12 protein-coding genes and 1 pseudogene are annotated in these 18,195 nt (G+C 43.5%); 7 read left to right on the forward strand and 6 right to left on the reverse strand.

Going from position 1 to position 18,195, the window contains the following annotated elements; translation table 11 throughout:
* Positions 1-532 (forward strand): annotated as a pseudogene (locus B4K26_RS12100) (hypothetical protein); the annotation flags it as partial.
* 134 nt (positions 533-666) lie between these two features.
* Here B4K26_RS12100 and B4K26_RS12105 read toward each other — a convergent pair.
* The 5 genes from B4K26_RS12105 to B4K26_RS12125 all read right to left on the reverse strand — a co-directional run bounded on the left by B4K26_RS12105 (position 667) and on the right by B4K26_RS12125 (position 8,074).
* The gene (locus tag B4K26_RS12105) at positions 667-2,484 is read right to left on the reverse strand and encodes an aminopeptidase P family protein (RefSeq protein WP_296245781.1); all 1,818 of its coding nucleotides are present in this window, start codon (positions 2,482-2,484) and stop codon (positions 667-669) included.
* Positions 2,485-2,897: 413 nt separating this feature from the next.
* On the reverse strand, positions 2,898-4,463 hold the full coding sequence (locus tag B4K26_RS12110) for a peptide MFS transporter (RefSeq protein WP_296245782.1): 1,566 nt from the start codon (positions 4,461-4,463) through the stop codon (positions 2,898-2,900).
* A gap of 271 nt (positions 4,464-4,734) precedes the next feature.
* Positions 4,735-5,193, reverse strand: a complete 459-nt coding sequence (locus B4K26_RS12115) for a hypothetical protein (RefSeq protein ID WP_296245783.1) — start codon at positions 5,191-5,193, stop codon at positions 4,735-4,737.
* A 136-nt stretch (positions 5,194-5,329) separates the two neighbouring features.
* Positions 5,330-6,904, reverse strand: a complete 1,575-nt coding sequence (lnt, locus tag B4K26_RS12120) for an apolipoprotein N-acyltransferase (protein WP_296245784.1) — start codon at positions 6,902-6,904, stop codon at positions 5,330-5,332.
* A 270-nt stretch (positions 6,905-7,174) separates the two neighbouring features.
* Positions 7,175-8,074: a CBS domain-containing protein gene (locus B4K26_RS12125; protein WP_296245785.1), complete on the reverse strand. Its 900-nt coding sequence runs from the start codon at positions 8,072-8,074 to the stop codon at positions 7,175-7,177.
* 346 nt (positions 8,075-8,420) lie between these two features.
* Here B4K26_RS12125 and B4K26_RS12130 point away from each other — a divergent pair, with 346 nt between their 5' ends.
* Positions 8,421-9,719 (forward strand): DUF4105 domain-containing protein, encoded by a 1,299-nt coding sequence (locus B4K26_RS12130; RefSeq protein ID WP_296245786.1) that lies wholly within the window; start codon positions 8,421-8,423, stop codon positions 9,717-9,719.
* 210 nt (positions 9,720-9,929) lie between these two features.
* Here the strand turns inward: B4K26_RS12130 and B4K26_RS12135 are convergent, their stop codons facing one another.
* Entirely contained in the window at positions 9,930-10,445 is a 516-nt protein-coding gene (locus tag B4K26_RS12135) for a YcgN family cysteine cluster protein (protein ID WP_409521401.1), read from the reverse strand.
* Between the two features lie 311 nt (positions 10,446-10,756).
* On the opposite strand from B4K26_RS12135, the gene B4K26_RS12140 reads away from it, so the two are divergent.
* The 5 genes from B4K26_RS12140 (at position 10,757) to mutY (ending at position 17,958) form a co-directional block, all read left to right on the forward strand.
* Positions 10,757-11,497, forward strand: a complete 741-nt coding sequence (locus B4K26_RS12140; protein WP_296245787.1) for a dienelactone hydrolase family protein — start codon at positions 10,757-10,759, stop codon at positions 11,495-11,497.
* 247 nt (positions 11,498-11,744) lie between these two features.
* Positions 11,745-14,798 (forward strand): DUF2339 domain-containing protein, encoded by a 3,054-nt coding sequence (locus tag B4K26_RS12145; protein WP_296245788.1) that lies wholly within the window; start codon positions 11,745-11,747, stop codon positions 14,796-14,798.
* Positions 14,799-14,940: 142 nt separating this feature from the next.
* Positions 14,941-15,897: a ribosome biogenesis GTPase YlqF gene (gene ylqF, locus B4K26_RS12150; protein ID WP_296245789.1), complete on the forward strand. Its 957-nt coding sequence runs from the start codon at positions 14,941-14,943 to the stop codon at positions 15,895-15,897.
* Between the two features lie 258 nt (positions 15,898-16,155).
* Positions 16,156-16,629, forward strand: a complete 474-nt coding sequence (locus B4K26_RS12155; RefSeq protein WP_296245790.1) for a BLUF domain-containing protein — start codon at positions 16,156-16,158, stop codon at positions 16,627-16,629.
* Between the two features lie 81 nt (positions 16,630-16,710).
* Positions 16,711-17,958 (forward strand): A/G-specific adenine glycosylase, encoded by a 1,248-nt coding sequence (gene mutY / locus B4K26_RS12160; RefSeq protein ID WP_296245791.1) that lies wholly within the window; start codon positions 16,711-16,713, stop codon positions 17,956-17,958.
* Positions 17,959-18,195 lie beyond the last annotated feature (237 nt).

An 18,195-nucleotide genomic window follows, 5' to 3' on the forward strand; every position in this document is an offset into this window, starting at 1 on the left:
AAAAGAAAAAGAAAAAGAAAAACAGGCAACAGCAGAAGACGCTAAACGTAAAGAAGAAGAAAAATTAAAAGAAGCAGAAGCGGTGCAAAAAGAACAACAGCAAAATGAGCAGTTAGATACCAATAAAGACAACGATGCCGGTGAAACAGAAAAGCTAAGGACTGCTAGTAGTGCTGAGGAAAGTCAAGGCGCTGTGATGTCGGATACTACAAAAGCTGACATTGATGATAAAGCAACTCACGAATCAAACCATGCTGCAGACGATAACAATATCAAAACCGTTATCGATAAAGCTGTTTCAGATGCTGCTATTCATTTATCTTTAAAGGATACTAAGATTGGCGCGACTCAGCCAGAATTAGTCCGTGAGCTTGAGATGCATATCGATGATTATTTAAGTGAGCAAATGATGCAAATTTCTGAGAATTTAAAATCTTGGTTACGTGCCGAGTTGGCACAGCATTTAACCGAACCTGATAAAGCCATTTCTAATGACAATGAAAAGAATATCGCTAAGAAAAATATTCATTAGTGATAAAAAGGAATAAGCGCTCGGTAAAAGTCCTAAGTTAAATTCAAAATTTTATCAAACACTCAAAAGCCCCGACCACATTGTCGGGGCTTTTTTTGCTAGTTTTTTTGCTAATTAAAGTAAAAATGGCTATTTTAAATAGCCTTAGTTCGCTCAGTTAACCACTCAAGCGCTGCGCCATCGACGCGGTCTTTTAGCTCGGCATAGACTTGGCTATGATAATCGTTAAGCCAATCAATCTCGATTTGGGTTAATAATGAAGGCTCGATCAAACGGGTATCAATTGGGCAGTAAGTGATGGTTTCAAAGTGTAGGAATTGTCCAAACTCAGTTTCAGTTGGATTCGCAACCGGTGTATTGACCACTAAGTTTTCAATACGGATGCCCCATTTACCTTCACGGTATAAACCCGGCTCATTACTGGAAATCATGCCTTCTTTCATCGCCCGCTCTTTTGGCGTGCTGGCACTATAAGCAATGACCTGCGGGCCTTCATGGACGTTTAAGAAATAACCAACGCCATGACCGGTACCATGACCATAGTCCATCTGTGCTTGCCACAAAGGCGCACGGCAAATCGCATCGATGAGCGGTGAGCCAATGCCATCAGGGAAATGTGCTCTTGCTAACGCGATATGAGCTTTTAGCACAGTGGTGAAATCGCGTTTATGCTCGCTGCTTACTTTTCCAATCCCGACCACGCGGGTGATATCGGTGGTGCCGTTTTGATACTGCGCCCCTGAATCAATTAACAATAAGCCACCTTCGCCCTCAGCGACATCAAGGAAGCTGAATTTTTCTGGCGTCGCACGGTAATGCGGCAAAGCGCCATTTTCATTAAATCCTGCGATGGTCGGAAAACTTGGTGAAACATAATGCGGCTGTTGGCTACGCACATCTATCAGCATACTATCAACATCCAGCTCACTTAAGCGCTCACCATCTGCTAGGCGTTTTTCAAATGTCGCAAAAAACTCACTTAATGCTGCGCCATCTTGACGCATGGCTTCACGAACATGTTCGATATCCGCATCAGATTTCACTGATTTTAGCAAAGTACTTGGTGCCATCTGCTCGATAAAGCCCACATCGTCGGCCATTTTTGATAGCGTACCGACAGCCACTTTGCTTGGGTCTAACAATAATATGTCTTCTGGCGTTAAGGTAGCTAATGCCTCTTGTACCGCATCATAATCTGCAAGCGTAATACCGCTGTCTTTTAGCGCTTTTTCAATCTCGCTACTGACTTTATTATTATCAACAAACAAGGTCGCTTTATCTTCGCTAATGACCATGTGCGCTAAAAATACCGGATTATAATCAACGTCCGCACCGCGTAAGTTGGTCAACCAAGCGATATCATCTAAGCTTGATAGTAAGTGATGGCTTGCGCCTGCGTCCGCCATTCCTGCGCGCACGGCGGCAAGTTTTGAGCTAGCGGACTGATCGATAAATTGCGCATCGTGTTGATATAATTTTGCTGATGGCAATGCTGGACGGTCGTTCCAAATCTCTGTCAAGACATCGCGCTCAGTAATTAAAGTAATATCGTTAGCATCAAACGCATCGAGCAATTTGTCTTGCTCAGCGATAGACAATACATTGCCATCAACCGCCACGCTATCGCCTTCCGCCAAGTTCTGCGCTAGCCAATCGATGTGATTTGGCTGACTAGGAGCCAGTTTTTCTAAGCTAATCCCTGTACCTTCTAGCTGATGCGCGGCGTGAACCCAATAACGGCTGTCCGTCCACAAACCTGCAAAATCAGCGGTAACAACCAATGTTCCAACCGATCCTGTAAAGCCCGATAGCCATAATCGTGCTTGCCAATATTCTGGCAAGTACTCAGACAAATGCGGGTCTGCTGACGGTACGATAATTGCGGTCAAATCTTGTGCCGCTAACGTCTTACGCAGGCTTGCGATACGGTCATGAATGTGCTGTTTATTCATTAGGGTTTCCTTATTGATTTTGGAAAATTACGATTGTGAGGCGACTATGAGTAGTCGTCTTATTTGCGCGGGTAAATGTATGCGTGTTAATTGAACCGTTATAGTCAAATGAACGGTTTAATATTTTAAGAATTATATTTATATGAGTGAATAAGATAGTTTAAGCGAACGACTATTAATAACAGCATAGTATTAAAGAAGCATAGGATTAAAGCAAAGCATCTCTAGATGTTTGGGCAGATGGCTGGCTTTCAATGGCTTCGAAGAATAACTTACTTATTGAAGCGATAAAACGTGCTACCGATTATGGTAACACGTCCTGTCTTTTGCCGTTTATGCGGATAGTTACTCATTCAAAATGGGCTTAGATAAACCCTCATTATTTAAACCTAACCATACTGTTAAGGCTTTATTTATGAGTTCATTTTGTCGGCTTGCTCACTCTTTAACAACATATTACTGATAGGTTTGGCTAACACTAATAATACCATTGCTGTTACCACCAAAAAGATGGTCATGGTTGTAAATAACGTTGGTAAGCTTTCGATTTTATCCGCTGAAACGTGGCCACCGAAAAACGCTGCAACAAGGTTACCCATGGCGACAGAAGCAAAGAATAATCCCATCATTTGTCCTTGCATGCCTTTTGGTGCAAGCTTGGTCATCGATGATAAACCTACCGGACTCAGCGCCAACTCTCCTAAGGTGAGTAGTAATAGACTACCCACGAGCCATAATGGCGATGCTAAGCTACCGTCGCTGGTCAAAATGCTCTTAGAAGCAAAAATCATCAATGAAAAGCCTGCAGCGGTAATTAACATACCAAGCGCAAACTTCGTCATACTGTTAGGCTCAAGACCACGTTTACCAAGCTTGACCCAGATAATACTAACGATGGGTGCGAGCAGTAAAATAAACAAAGGATTTAAGGACTGAAACCAAATACTAGGGATCTCAAATCCTAAAACATTGAGATCCGTATAGCGATCGGCAAATAGGTTAAATGACGTTGGCTGCTGCTCAAAACTTGACCAAAACAGCGTCGAACCAATGATTAAAATAAAACAAGTGAGCAGACGCAGTTTATCGGTTTTATCAAGTCTAGGTGAGACAAACATAACTGCGAAGTAACCTATCACCACCGCAGCAATGATATAGGTCATATATTCGGCGACCATTTCAGGATTGAACGGTATGGCGCCGCTCGCCACCAAAACCACAATCACTGCCAATAAAACCAAAAATCCGATAACCCAGCGACCAATATTCTTATAGCGGTCACTGGCATGTTCCCATTCTGGTTTGATATTTTTGGCGCGTGCATAGTGCGTTAAGGTTTTTTGGGCAGAAAAGCGGTAGATCAATAATGATATCAGCATACCGATACCACCCACACCAAAGCCTGCATGCCACATGCCTTTTTCTTTAAACACCCCAACAATCAGCGCTGCCAATAGGGCGCCTATATTAATGCCCATATAGAACAAGGTAAAACCACCATCACGGCGCACATCGCCTTTTTTATACAAAGCGCCTACCATGACAGAGATACAGGTTTTAAATAGCCCTGACCCTAAAACAATACATATTAAACCAATAAAAAACAGCGTCATGCCAAATATGGCTGATAGCGCAATACATAAGTGACCGAGGGCAATAATAACACTGCCCCACCACAGCGCACGCTCTTGGCCGAGCCAGTTATCAGCCAGCCAACCACCCGGCACCGCTGCCAAATATAATGAACCAGCAAAAATACCATAGATAGCAGATGCAGTGACTTCATCAAAGCCAAAGCCGCCGCTACCAACGGTTGCAACCATAAAAAGTACTAATAACGGACGAATACTATAATAAGAAAAGCGTTCCCACATTTCAGTAAAAAATAGTGGGCGTAGTGGCTTTGGATGCCCCATAAACCCATTATCTAGCGCTGCCAATTGGGCATCACTAACATTTGTTTTTGAGTCTCTGCTCATAACTTTATTCCTTTAAAGACCACTGTAATGACGACCAAACTCCTAATTATTTTGCTAAGCGGTCATATAGGGGCATTATTGTTTCACTTGGTTATAGTCAAGTAAAGAAAAAGTTATCCAATAATTACACAAATACCTACAAAAAAACCTGCGCTTAGTTAACCAAGCGCAGGTCTTTGTCTAGCTTCTAGAGTCTTTTTAACCTCTAGCATCAAGCGTCATCACAACAACTGGTCATCTGTTTTAATAACAAAATCTCTCAATGACGAGATTACTCTGCAGCCTCAGGTGTGGCTCTTTCAGTCTTGCCAGCGTCCGCATCAGCGTCAGCTTGTTCTGCTGTTAAATCAGCATCATCGGCGACTGCTGCCTGATTGACCGTACCTTCAGCGGTTGCTGTTCCAGATTCAGCGGCAACCACAGCACCGTCGGTATCGACTGTTGGCGTTACGGTAGCATCTGCTGGATTTTCCGTAGTTGCGGTTGCAGGTGTACCCGTTGTTAGCGCGTCAGCAGTTTCAGCTGGCGCGGCCTCATCAGTAGTAGTAGGAGTAGTCGCCTCTTCTGTTTCGACAGCCGCTTCGGTAGTCTCCGCCGTAATATGCTCACCTGCTGGACGCAAATAGCCAGAAATGCCGATTAATAAGACGATACTTAAAAATAAGGCAACACCGCCTAAAGCAAATAGGGTCTCTTTTTTGGGGTTGTTCTTAACGATATCTTCTGACATACCTTATCCACCTTGCACAAAATATTTAAAATATTGGCCCATTATATCGCAATTTATATCAATTTGTTAAACCCTTAACTATTTAAAGGGTTTATTAGCGAAAAAATTTAAAACCGAACACTATTAGCATTTTTTCTTATTTGACCAAACGTGATCGCGGGGTCGCACGCTTGCCAAGATAGCTTAATAATAGCAGAAGCGCAATAATGATTAGAATAGGATAATTACCAGCGCGCATATAAGGCGTACTGCCAACCCGTGCCTGAACATCGCCGCGTAAGACCGTTCGCTCAAACTGCGGCGCCCGCTTCACGATACGACCTTTGTGATCAATGATAGCCGTGACACCTGTATTGGTCGCGCGCATAAACCAGCGACCGTTTTCAAGCGCTCGCATTTGTACCATCTGCAAGTGTTGGAGCGGACCTGCTGAAGTACCAAACCATGCGTCGTTGGAGATGGTTAATAAAAAGTCGGTATTGATGGCATTTTTGCGTGTGGTATCAGGGTAGGCCACTTCATAGCAGACCGCAGCGCCCAAATTATGACCGCGAACACGCAGCGGCGATTGATCTTCACTACCACGACTATAGCTCATGATTTCTTGGCTTCCGGCCAAATTGGGTAAAATGTCTAGCAGCCCTTCGAACGGAATATATTCACCAAACGGAACTAAGCGCTGCTTTTTATATAGACCTTCTGCATCTGCTCCTAAAGCAATCACACTATTATAAAACGGTGGATATTTATCATGGGCCTCATCAAACGCTGCTTCATCTTTATAAGGAATGCCAGTGACCCACGTGGTATCAGTCTCTTTGGCCATTTTCACCATTTCACTGATAAAACCAATCGCCTCAGTCTGAAACATCGGAATCGATGATTCAGGCCACAAAACCATATCGCGTCCCCATTCTGTACTGGTCAACGTCGCATAGATTTTTAGTGTTTCTACCTGATACTCGGTGAGCCATTTTAAATCTTGCGGAATATTGCCTTGGATTAATGACACTGACAAATCAGGCGTACCTTTGGGTTTTGTCCACTGCGGATTTATCAACCATAAGGCACAGCTTACCACCAGTAAAGCGACGGTAGGAATCATATAACCGCCGCGGCGACGGAAAAGCTCAACCAAGCTGGCCGCCAATAATACCGCAACGAAAGAAATGGCAAACACACCAGCAACAGGCGCTAATGACGATAGCCAATATTGTTCAGTAAAGGCATAACCCACAAATAACCATGGAAAACCCGTAAATAGCCAGGTTTTCATCCACTCTTGCAGCACCCAAAGCGCAGCAAACGACAAAGGCTGCTTGCCGACGACTCGATTAAAAACCAGCGCCAAAAAGCCGTGGAACAATCCCATGCCCAGCCCCATCAGCGCAATCATAATGAGCGCGAGCCATACCGGCGTATCACCGTAGACATGGATAGAAGTGTAAAGCCAAAACGCTCCGACGCACCAAAGCCCAGTGCCGTAAGCCTGACCAATAACAAACGCACGCTTGCCACTCATATTAGGCATTAGTAAAGCGTATAAGATAGCAGGTGATACCAGTGCCATCGGCCAAAAACCATAAGGCGCGAGGGCAAAGATAAACACGGCGCCTGCCAACCACGCAATCAATATAGTCAACACCATCGGTAAGCCCTTTGGCTTATCGGGGTTTAGACGTTTTTGCAAATCAACAGTAGACAGACGCATAGCAGTTATCCAAAACCTTATTATTCAATCATATTAAAACTTAAATGAATACTTACTGATTCATTAGTGCTTAATTCATAACCAGTCAAATTACAACAAATCAAGTATCAAAAATAAAACTTGCCCATGATACCAGTCTGCACCCTTCAATGGGTAAATTTGCGTTGCAAAATACCGATTTTAAAAACAAAAAAAACACGACCGCAATCGTGTTTTTTCTGAGATTCATTTATAGCCAATTTACAAATTAAATGGTAGAGCAATGAACGATTAATGGCTTCCTATCAATATTTGCTGATCGGCATTGGTTTTGGTGAGCTCAAGATTCTGGATAAAGCGTCCTTCAACGTCAGTAATAGTGATTTGCCAATCGTCTATCCTCACGCTTTCGCCTTCCAAATCGCCAACATGACCGAGCGCTTGCATCACCAAACCGCCCATCGTATCAACATCGGTATCATCGAAATGTGCACCAAGCTCATCATTACAGTCTTCGATCACCGTCGAGGCTTGCACACGCCATGTATTTGGTCTTTCAGGGTCAGCGATGATATTATTAATGTCACTGTCTTCATCGAAGTCATCATGCTCATCGACGATATCGCCGACGATTTCCTCGAGCAAGTCTTCCATTGTTACGACACCAGCGAAATTACCAAACTCATCAACGACAATCGCCATGTGCACTTGAGTGCGCTGCAAGGAGCGTAGCAAGGTATCTGAGCGCGCCGTTTCGCTGATATAGAGTGGCTGACGGACGAGGTCTCGTAAACGTTTACTATCAATTTTGTCTTCTTGGTCACGCACCATGTGTACGAGGATGGGAATCAAATCTTTTGCCAACAAGATACCGATCACTGCGTCATCATCTTGGCTATCAAACACCGGATAACGCGAGTGCGTGGTTTCAAGGATGATATCCATCACTTCAGCCAGGCTGGTGGTCTCATGCAGCCCAACCACTTGCGGACGTGGGGTCATAATTTCGCGGACTTGCGTTGCAGGCAGGTCGAGCACACCTTCTAGCATGTCCACGGTATCTGGTTCTAAGAACTGGCGCGAGTCTTGCACCAAACGTATCAGTTCATCACGGGTTTCGGGGGCGGTCGATAGCCAGCGTTTTAAGCCGCGCATCGACCAACTACTCGGGCTTGGAGCGTCTTCAGACATGATGATGTGATTTAACCTCTTTAGTTAATAACAATAGTCAAAAAAATAGTTAATAGAAATAATGAACGGGAATAACAACTAAAATAGCGTGAACAATAATTAAAATCTTAATCGTAGATGGGGATAAAAATATAAAATAAAACAGGCCGATTATGATTAACGCACGACCTAAACCCCGGTTTAATAATCCATATAGCTTAAATAATATCTATAAATAGACCCGCCTAATAAGTTTCACTTTATCGCAAGGCCTAGCGACATTCAACGACAAATTCACTCAAATTGTATTGTCAGTGTGTTGCAAACTTTGCTATGGTCAAAGCCTTCATCTGTCAAAGCCAAATCTATGTCGCTACGTGCCTTTTTTTCTCGCTTGCTCTCCCCGCTCTCAAACAGCAATCGCTCAGGGCAAGCTCATGATCGCCAGCAAAAGCGGACTTGGCGCTATTACCTCGCACAGTTTTTCATCGTTACTACGCTGCTCCTATCTGCTATTTGGCTGTTAATGGCAATCTGGTATCAGTTTGGAATGCGCTCATCGATTACCTGGCTTACGACCCTTGTTATAGTGGGCATTTTAGCGACGTTGGTTAAAGCAGCTTATGGAACAAAAAGTTATGAGTCAAAAAATGCCAAAAATTGGCGCAATAAACAATTAGATCACTCACCAGCGCTTGATAAAAAAGTAGCCGTTAAATGGTTAATAGGCTTATACGGAGCGATTTGGTTTATCGGTTTGGGTTGGTTTATGTCTATCGAGCCCAAGCAAGACCGCGACTGGATGGCTGAAGTCAGTGAGCGAGTCACTTATAACCGCGATGCCAGTAATCCTGACTTAGTCACGTTAACCAATGTGCGAAATTTTGACTGGCATACCGATAAGGAAGCAACTGAGCATTGGGACACGCGCACCATTGATATGTCAAAATTGTCTGGCGTTGATGTTACCAATTCTTATTGGATGGGCCCGCTGATTGCTCATACTTTGGTGAGCTTTCGCTTTGAAGATGATAGCCCGCTTGCTTTCTCGTTTGAAATTCGTAAAGAACAAGGTGAGTCATTTTCGGCATTGGCTGGCTTTTTTAGGCGGTTTGAGCTGAGCTTAATCGCCGCAGAAGAGCGCGATATCATTTACACGCGCAGTAATGCGCGCGGTGAACAGGTGTATTTATTCCCCATTAGCCATTTGCAGCAGCATGAGGTTCGAGAATTGTTCGAGTCTTATTTGACCGCCGCCGATGAGCTTAACGCCAAGCCTGCATGGTACAACACCTTAATTAGTAACTGTACCAATATTATCTTTTACATGGCGCGTATCGTCAGTGGCGACCGGCTGCCATGGGATTATCGGATTTGGGTGTCGGGTTGGCTACCAAACTATCTATACGATGTCGGTATGCTCGACGCTAATCCTGAAAAAGACGGTCAGCCTTGGTCAATGGACACGTGGTACGAGCGCACCCATATCAATCCAAAGGTTCGTGGCTTTGATAATCAAGCTAACCTATCGTCTGATATTAATGACAGTAAAAACAGTCGCGAGTTCTCCAAACAGATTCGTCAAGGTATTCCCATTCCGCCGCTGGCAGGTTCGCAAGCTGACGCTGAAGTGAAAGCAAAATCTGCCGCTCAGGCTTCTCATTGATATCATAGCTTATTGACAACAATATAGTTTATTCGATTTAAAAGTGTTATAGCGTGACTGGAATGAATTTTGCGACGCCTCTGTCGGCGCAGGTACAGCAAGCGAGTAAAATTCATTCCAGTCACGTAAATTAATATCCATAATGCTTTTATTTTAAACTGACTATATGATTGAAAGTTAAAGATTTGGGCAATAAAGGGTTAATGTTAATTAAGGCGTTACCCACGTTACTATGCGCATTTCCATCGCTTCATCAGTCATGCCAACTTCAGAAATACAGCGACCTGCTACCCCAACATTGGCGGCGCGCATTTGCTGTTGCGTGACCACCGCATCTTGAGTTAATAATAAATGCCAATTTGGCAAGCCTTGACCTTTATATAGACGTTTATAGGCACAATGTGATGGTAGCCACATCATGTCTGGTAGATTATCCATGGTCAGTTGAATACAATCTGGCACATGCTCTTGACGCGTGTCGTAATGTTGGCAATAACCTGTCGCACAATCCATTAGCTGGCAAGTCACATCGGTATATTCGACGACTTCCTCTTCGTTTTCATCGTCCATGTATTTAATGAGACAACAGCTGCCGCAGCCATCGCATAGCGCTTCCCATTCCCTATGATTCAATTCTGCTAGGCTAAAACGCGACCAAAACTGCGTTCGCAACACTTCATTAGATTGATTCTGATTTTCAGGAAATAGGTTCACATTTGATTGCACAGTTGCGTCTGCACCAACGCTCGACCCAACGTCTGAGTCAGCTTTTGCCTGAGCAGTTGAATCGGTTACTAACTTAGGATCAGATTGATTAAGCAAATTGAGTGTCATAAAGTCGCCGTAGCATTTTGATAAAGAGCGTTACAGTATTATAGCTGTTTTTGGCGAACTTGGGCGTTAAGGTAGGAGGAGTAAATAAAAGGATTAAGCCAAATACGGATAATTAATACTTATAAGGCAAGCATTTATAAAGTAGTTATTTATAAAATAGCCATTTATAAAACAACCTTCATAACATAAAAAAGGACAATAATATGTCAATTAAGACCTTTGAATTAATCAGCACTACCGAAAATAACGTCGAGCTTATCAGCTATGTGGCGTTGCCAGAATCTGCTTCTGAGGACAATCCAGTAGCAGGTATTTTGGTTGCGCCTGAATGGTGGGGCGTGGTTGACCATCCAAAATCTGTCGTTGAGCGCTTGGCAGAAGCAGGCTATGCGGCAGTGGCGATGGATGTTTACGGTGAAGGCAAACTAACCACCGATGCGGCGATGGCAAATATGTGGATGGAACAAGTGCTTGCTGATCAAGACATGCTGATGGCACGCTGCCGCTTAATATTAAATGATTTTAGCGATCAACTGGCGGTTAATGGCGACAATTTGGGGGCAATTGGTTATTGCTTTGGCGGTAAAGTTGTCCTGGATATGGCACGTGAAGGCATGCCACTAAAAGCTGTCGCAACCTTCCACGGTAATCCAACGCCAAAACAGCCAGCGGACAAAAACTTTACAGCTAAAGTCTTGGTCGCTCACGGTCGCGATGATTCAATGGTGTCAATGGAAGCAATCGAAGGTCTTAAGTCTGAGCTAGACGCAGCGGATGTGGATTATACGATTGATGTATATGACAACGCCAAACATGGCTTTACCAATCCGCATGCTGATGAGCGTGCTGAAAAAAATGATGTTGATCTTGGTTACAACGAAGCCGCGGCCAAACAAAGCTGGGAAAATATGCTTGAGTTTATGAAAACCAATCTCGGTCAATAATTTTAAAAATATCATCAATCAAGTTGTATAAACGCTCACTATAACGAGTATTAATACAAAGCATAAGATGAAAAATAGGGGTCACTTTCTCAGAAAGCGACCCCTATTTTTTGTCGCTATACACAATAACTACCATGACCAATCTTGTGCTTATGAGCAAATAACGTCATTATCACCTTATTATAAGCGGGATTGAGTGACGAGGATGTTATATCTATTGATAAATCAGCTGGGCTGGCTGGCTTTTATGGCTTTATTAATTGTGGTGCTCATACTATACGTCAGGATAAGCCAACAAATCAGACAGTTGCGTCATGATATGACAGCGCTGCAAGCTGAGCTTAAACGGCAAAAAGAGGGCTTAATAACAGCAGAATCTTCTCACGCCGATATAAATAGCAATCAAGAAAGTCAATTTGCATCAACGCCCGATACCTCTCCAACCTCGCGTTCATCAATGCCGCCACCGATACCGTTAGCGGCAGTAGAATCGGTTACATCCGCTGATCCTATTGCCGAACCCATAGAAAACCTCGGCTTAAAGCCAAAACTGGCAGAATCGACAAATTCGAACCCTCCCGTTACAACGATAGAGCCAGACGAGCGCTCCTTGCCTATTGTCACCTCACTCATTCACTCTATGCAAAACTGGTTTTTTGGCGGCAACTTAGTAGTGCGCGTTGGGGTATTGGTGTTGCTCGTCGGCGTGGTATTACTGCTACGATTACTAAGTGATTATATTGAGATTTCGATTACCGTTAAGCTTGTCGCCATAGGAGTCATAGGCTTAGGATTGTCAGGACTCGGATTAAAATTAGCAAAGAACCGCTTTGCTTACGGCATCACCTTGCAAGGTGCCGGTTTAGCGATTGCTTATTTAACCACCTTTTTTGCCTATAGCGTCTATCACGTGCTGGCGAATGTGCCGAGCTTTATTGGACTTGGCATCTTATCGGCCATTACCATCGGCTTAGCGGTGCGCCAAAACGCTTTACCGTTAGCATTGTTGGCACTTTCTGGCGGTTTCTTTGCACCGATATTGACCAGTAGCGATATTGGTAATTTAGTGACCTTGTTTAGCTATTATTTATTATTAAACGTCACCATTGCTGTCATCGCCTATTACCGTACTTGGAAAATGCTCAATCTACTCGGCGTGATGGTCACCTTTGGACTGGCTTATTATTGGGGTATTACGGAGAATTTAAGCGCTGTTATTGAGGCGCAGCGCTGGACGTTGGTATTGCTGGTCGCGCTGCACGTATTACTATATTTGTTTGTCGTCATTCGCTACGCGCAGCAAATCATTGCTTATAACACACTTAATGAAGCAAATTTTGCTCATACAGCTAACGTCGATAGTGCAGAGAATCCAAGTCATTTAGATAAATTTTATTTAGGAAACCACAGCTACGTATTTCCTATTGATACTGGCTTACTATTTTCTGTACCGATACTAGCCTTTGGTTTGTTTGCAGGGCTTTTAGACGCTATTCCTAATGGGTTAACCATCACCAGTGCTATTTTAGCGGCAATTTATTTGGGTATTGGCTGGGTGTTTGTCAAGCGTAGTCAGCGATATGCCTTAATCACTGAAGGTATGCTGACGTTAGGTTTTGGTTTTTTGGCGCTGGTGATCCCGCTGGCACTCGATGCAGAATGGATTGCCTTTGGCTGGTCGGTACAAGGGCTGGCCTTAGTATGGTTTGGACGGCGCTCACTACGAGCATGGTCAGTATTGTTTGGGTCGTTATTGCAGCTGCTCAGTATCGCGATGCTGATGATAAATGTGGTCTTTACTATCAAAGATTATCCAACCTTAGCCTTGACGATTTCGGCGCTCAGCTATCTAGCTACGATATTTATCTTACGCGCCAGCAACTCGCCTGCCACTTTAGGCGATAGTAAAAATTTTCCTGCACAGCAAAGTATGACTACAAATTCAATCTCTGTCACATTTGACGCAACAGCGACCGTCGCTCAGTCGCTAGGTATCAGTAGTCAAGCTGCTCAGCAATGGCTTACCAGTATCAATAGCCAAAGTATGGCGTTTAACTTGATGTGGCGCAGTCCAAATTTGGGTCGATTTTTGACCTTTACTGCGATGGCTTGGCTGCTTTATGTATTGGTTATCGATTTTGACCAGTGGTTTGCAAGCTGGCGCTTAGCAACGACGGCGCTACTAGGATTAGCCATGTTAACGAGCCTAGCTATTTATCAAGCAATCAATCACTATCATGCGTGGCGCGAGATTAGGCAGTTTAGCCATGGTCTATTGCTGCTATTTTATACCATGGTCATACTACAGCTGCTGCAAAAATATGAGTTTGATTATCAATGGACAACCTTCCATTGGCCGATATTTAGTATTTTATTAATAGGCTGGCTAGTGGTTGGGCAATTGTGGTTAAAAACATGGCATAAAGAATTGGAGTTAAAAAGTTTTGATAGCGCGAGCTGGCTTGGCGCTGGAATTATCCTGTTGGCAGAAGCCATGCATTATGGCTTGCCTGATTCAAAAGGCGTGATAACTATTTTGGTTCCGGTTGCCTTTATGCTGGCTGGACTATGGTGGACACAACGTCATACCGTGGCTCAATACAATGATAAGCAATCAAAAGCAGCAAATTCAACGCTTACGTCTTATTGGTTCGATTGGCATCAGTCACTATTAGACAGTGCCAAAATATTTGTCCCTATCACATTAGGTTGGGCTATTTTTACCAACTTTATTTACGATGGCGTGATTTGGGACTTGCCCTACTTTCCTTTATTTAACTTATATGATGTGACGTTATGGCTGGTGGTGTTTTACGGCTTGGGTGTTTATTTGCTACGTCAGCCATTAGGTATGCACTCGAAAAAACTATTAAGCGCCATTCCTAAAAACAATACGCTACTCATTATATTGGCACTCATTGCCTTTTGGATATGCTCTAGTATGTTGGTCAGGACGCTACACGCCTTTATCGACACGCCGCTTTGGGTTGGCGGATTATACGACACGACAGGCGGTGCATGGAATAGCGAGCAAGTTCAGACAGGGCTAACCATCTTATGGACGCTATTGGCATTGGCTGCCACTATTATTGCCAGTCGATATTGGCAACGTGCGCTGTGGTTTATGGGTATTGGCTTATTGGGAATTGTCGTGCTTAAACTGGTCTTGGTCGATTTATCGCAAACTGAGGCGATTTGGCGAGTGATTTCATTCCTTGGCGCTGGTAGCTTGATATTAGTGATTGGTTATTTGGCACCGCTGCCGCCCACACGCAACGACTTTACGGATGAGACTAAATGACAGGGTAAGGTTAAATGAATTTTGACGTGGCAATTTGATAACACTGGGTGATAGTGCTGGTTGTGTAGTAAACTGAACGCCATAAAAAGTAAATGACGATCGTCTTACTTTGAGCATTTTTTATAAAAGGTTATAACAGCAGATGGATAAGAGAGCAAATATTCAGTGGTTCCCGGGGCATATGAACAAAGCCCGCAATGAAATCAAAGAAATCATGCCGCAAATGGATGTCGTCATCGAAGTGATTGACGCGCGAATTCCTTATAGCAGCGAAAACCCAATGGTCGCGGCATTACGCGGCGAAAAACCGGTTATTAAAATCCTTAATAAAGCCGATCTCGCCGATCCTGAATTGACCAAAGCCTGGATGGAATATCTTGAGCAACAAGATGGCGTCAAAGCCATTGCTTGCGACAATAATAAAGCCGATGACGTCAAGCGTATCATTGCGATATGCAAATCCCTCGTGCCCAATAAAGTTGGTACTGGTCGCCAAATCAAGGCCATGATTATGGGCATTCCCAACGTCGGTAAATCGACGCTGATTAATACCTTAGCAGGACGTGCGGTAGCAAAAACTGGCGACGAGCCAGCGGTTACCAAATCGCAGCAGCTGATTAAGCTTGACGATGACATCATGCTTTATGACACACCGGGAATGCTATGGCCAAAGGTTGAAAACGAGAACTCGGGCTATCGTTTGGCAGCGACCGGCGGTATTCGAGATACGGCTTTTGACTTCGCTGATGTGGCCAGTTATACCGCTGAGTACCTAATGCAAGCCTATCCTGAGCTACTAAAAACCCGCTATAAAATTGAAGAATTACCCAAGACTGATTGGGAGTTTTTTGAAGTGGCGGGACGCAATCGCGGCTGTGTGCGCGCGGGCAATCAAGTCGATACTTACCGAATGTCTGAAATTTTGATTAATGAGCTGCGTAGTGGCAAGCTTGGCGATATTACGCTAGAGACGCCTGCAATGACGGAAGCGGAAGAAATCATCGTCGCCGAACAACGTATTGCCGCAGAAGAGAAAAGAATTGCTAAAGAAGAAGAAAAGCGTTTACGTCGATTAAAAACGCGGAAGAACCGGAAGTAGGTTGAATGTTTTAAGTAAAACAAATACAGAAATTCAATTCACCTCGGAAGCTTAGGCTTGATCTTTGTTTTATATTCCCAAAGCTTAAATACTAGAGCGATTTAACCAGTAGGTTAAGACCATTTTGCAGCGTCAGAAAAGGTTTTTATGAATCTACTAATAAGGTAACGCATTTAACAAGACCCCTCATTTAACTTACTTGTTTGATAACAGGTTTTTGGTTAGAGTAAAAAATTATATTAATAACTGGAGAACGCCATGGGACCAACACAGGACAATCTTCTGACAGACAATCATTTAAATATGCCACCTACTGCTCATATTCTTTTGCGTTTAACTTATATTAGCGCTCACAACCCAAATAATGCAAATATTGAACTGGCCAGAATCCTAGAGCAATCACGACGCAATAATGAGCTTAATGGCGTAACAGGGGCACTGGTAATGAACGAAAATTATTTTCTTCAAGTTATCGAAGGATCAAGGGCTACTATTAATTCGTTGTTACAAAAACTCATTAACGACGACAGGCATTTTTCTTTAAGAGTGGTCGAATGTCATGAAATTGAGCAGCGTCGCTGGAGTAAGTGGTCAATGAAATACTTAACGGTGAGCAATCAGCATAAAGAAGATGTACTGAAATTTTCATCAAGCGCTGAATTTAATCCTTATTCAATGACTGCCTCTCAAATTAGGTTTTTTATTGAAGCGTTATCAGAACAGAAAGAGTAATACTAATCGTACCCTTTGAATGATTCTGATTACATTCGTTACCGCTTGTCCGTTTTTCTACTAATTTTGATATAACTGCCTATGACCCAGCTAAATGCTAATTGTAAAGCTTCTACCATTACGTTTAACCATACTCTAAGCTCTCTCAACACCTTCGCCCCACGCCTTCTCGATTGGTTTGGTGAAAATGGTCGCCATGACCTGCCTTGGCAACAGCACCAAACCGACACGCCCAGCCCTTATATTGTTTGGCTATCAGAAGTCATGCTCCAGCAAACGCAAGTAGCGACGGTGCTGCCCTACTTTGCTCGTTTTATGGCATCGTTTCCAACGGTGCAAGATTTAGCAGCGGCAGATTGGGATAGCGTGGCGGAGCATTGGGCAGGACTTGGCTACTATGCACGAGCGCGTAATTTGCATAAAGGCGCCAAGCAATTAGTCGAAGTAATCGAGGAAACTGGCGAATTTCCGCAAACGCTTGCAGGTTGGGAGGCAGTATCAGGCGTGGGACCGTCGACTGCTGGGGCAATTATGGCTATGGGATTGCATAAATATGGCGTGATTTGTGATGGCAATGTCAAACGTGTACTCACCCGTTGGGCGGCAATCGATGGTGACATTACCAAGTCTGCTACGACTAAAGAGCTGTGGGCATTGGCTGAGCGTTTAACGCCAAGAGAGAACTCAGGATTATTTGCCCAAGCGATGATGGATATGGGTGCAACCTTATGCACGCGTAGCAAACCTGCATGTCTTTTATGTCCACTGCAAAATGATTGTATCGCCCATGCGCGGGATTGCGAAACCGATTATCCTGTTAAAGCAAAAAAACAGCCCAAACCAAGTAAGTTTAGTAACGCGCTATTAATTAAAGATACGGACGGCAAAATACTTTGGCTACAGCGTCCTGATAATGGTATTTGGGGTGGCCTATGGAGTTTACCGCTTGAGTTTGTAGAAAAAATTGATGGCAAAACTACTAAGAATCACGCCATCGCTCATGATAAATCAATAAAAGTTGCGAGCAAAGAAAAAGTATACGAAGCTGAATTTACCACGGCTGAGCAAATTATTCATGAGTGGTTGGATAAGAGTGGATTAATCCCAGAATCCGTGAGTAAAGCTTTATTAGACGATGCACCTATTAAACATTCACTGACGCACTTCCATTGGTATTTAACACCGCAATCACTGACTTTAGATAATGAGCAAGTAGCTGATTTAACCAAAGCATTACAAGCAGCTGAGATTAACATTAATTGGTTAAATGCTGAGAATGCCCAAACGACATTAGGATTACCAAGAGCGATGGTGAAGATTTTAGAATAGTAAGTTCAAGCATGTTCTCATTTTAAAAATGAGATAAATTGCAGCCAAACAAGGAAAATAGCGCAGTTAATATCGTGATATTAGACAGCTATTTAACGAAGTTTGGAAAAATTTAGCCGTTTTTAGCCCATTTATATGTCCATCGATTGAACTGAGAACACGCCTCAGTGTAATCAAATAACATTCATAAAAAAAGCGACTCAAAACATATTCTGTGAACTGAACCCCATAAGTTGG

Source organism: Psychrobacter sp. UBA6766, from assembly GCF_002453355.1.
GTDB lineage: Bacteria > Pseudomonadota > Gammaproteobacteria > Pseudomonadales > Moraxellaceae > Psychrobacter.

Excerpts from the sequence above, each read along its gene's own strand:
- B4K26_RS12105 (WP_296245781.1), bottom strand. The coding sequence starts at position 2,484 with ATGAATAAACAGCACATTCATGACCGTATCGCAAGCCTGCGTAAGACG.
- B4K26_RS12110 (WP_296245782.1), bottom strand. The coding sequence starts at position 4,463 with ATGAGCAGAGACTCAAAAACAAATGTTAGTGATGCCCAATTGGCAGCG.
- B4K26_RS12115 (WP_296245783.1), bottom strand. The coding sequence starts at position 5,193 with ATGTCAGAAGATATCGTTAAGAACAACCCCAAAAAAGAGACCCTATTT.
- lnt (WP_296245784.1), bottom strand. The coding sequence starts at position 6,904 with ATGCGTCTGTCTACTGTTGATTTGCAAAAACGTCTAAACCCCGATAAG.
- B4K26_RS12125 (WP_296245785.1), bottom strand. The coding sequence starts at position 8,074 with ATGTCTGAAGACGCTCCAAGCCCGAGTAGTTGGTCGATGCGCGGCTTA.
- B4K26_RS12130 (WP_296245786.1), top strand. The coding sequence starts at position 8,421 with ATGTCGCTACGTGCCTTTTTTTCTCGCTTGCTCTCCCCGCTCTCAAAC.
- B4K26_RS12140 (WP_296245787.1), top strand. The coding sequence starts at position 10,757 with ATGTCAATTAAGACCTTTGAATTAATCAGCACTACCGAAAATAACGTC.
- B4K26_RS12145 (WP_296245788.1), top strand. The coding sequence starts at position 11,745 with ATGGCTTTATTAATTGTGGTGCTCATACTATACGTCAGGATAAGCCAA.
- ylqF (WP_296245789.1), top strand. The coding sequence starts at position 14,941 with ATGGATAAGAGAGCAAATATTCAGTGGTTCCCGGGGCATATGAACAAA.
- B4K26_RS12155 (WP_296245790.1), top strand. The coding sequence starts at position 16,156 with ATGGGACCAACACAGGACAATCTTCTGACAGACAATCATTTAAATATG.
- mutY (WP_296245791.1), top strand. The coding sequence starts at position 16,711 with ATGACCCAGCTAAATGCTAATTGTAAAGCTTCTACCATTACGTTTAAC.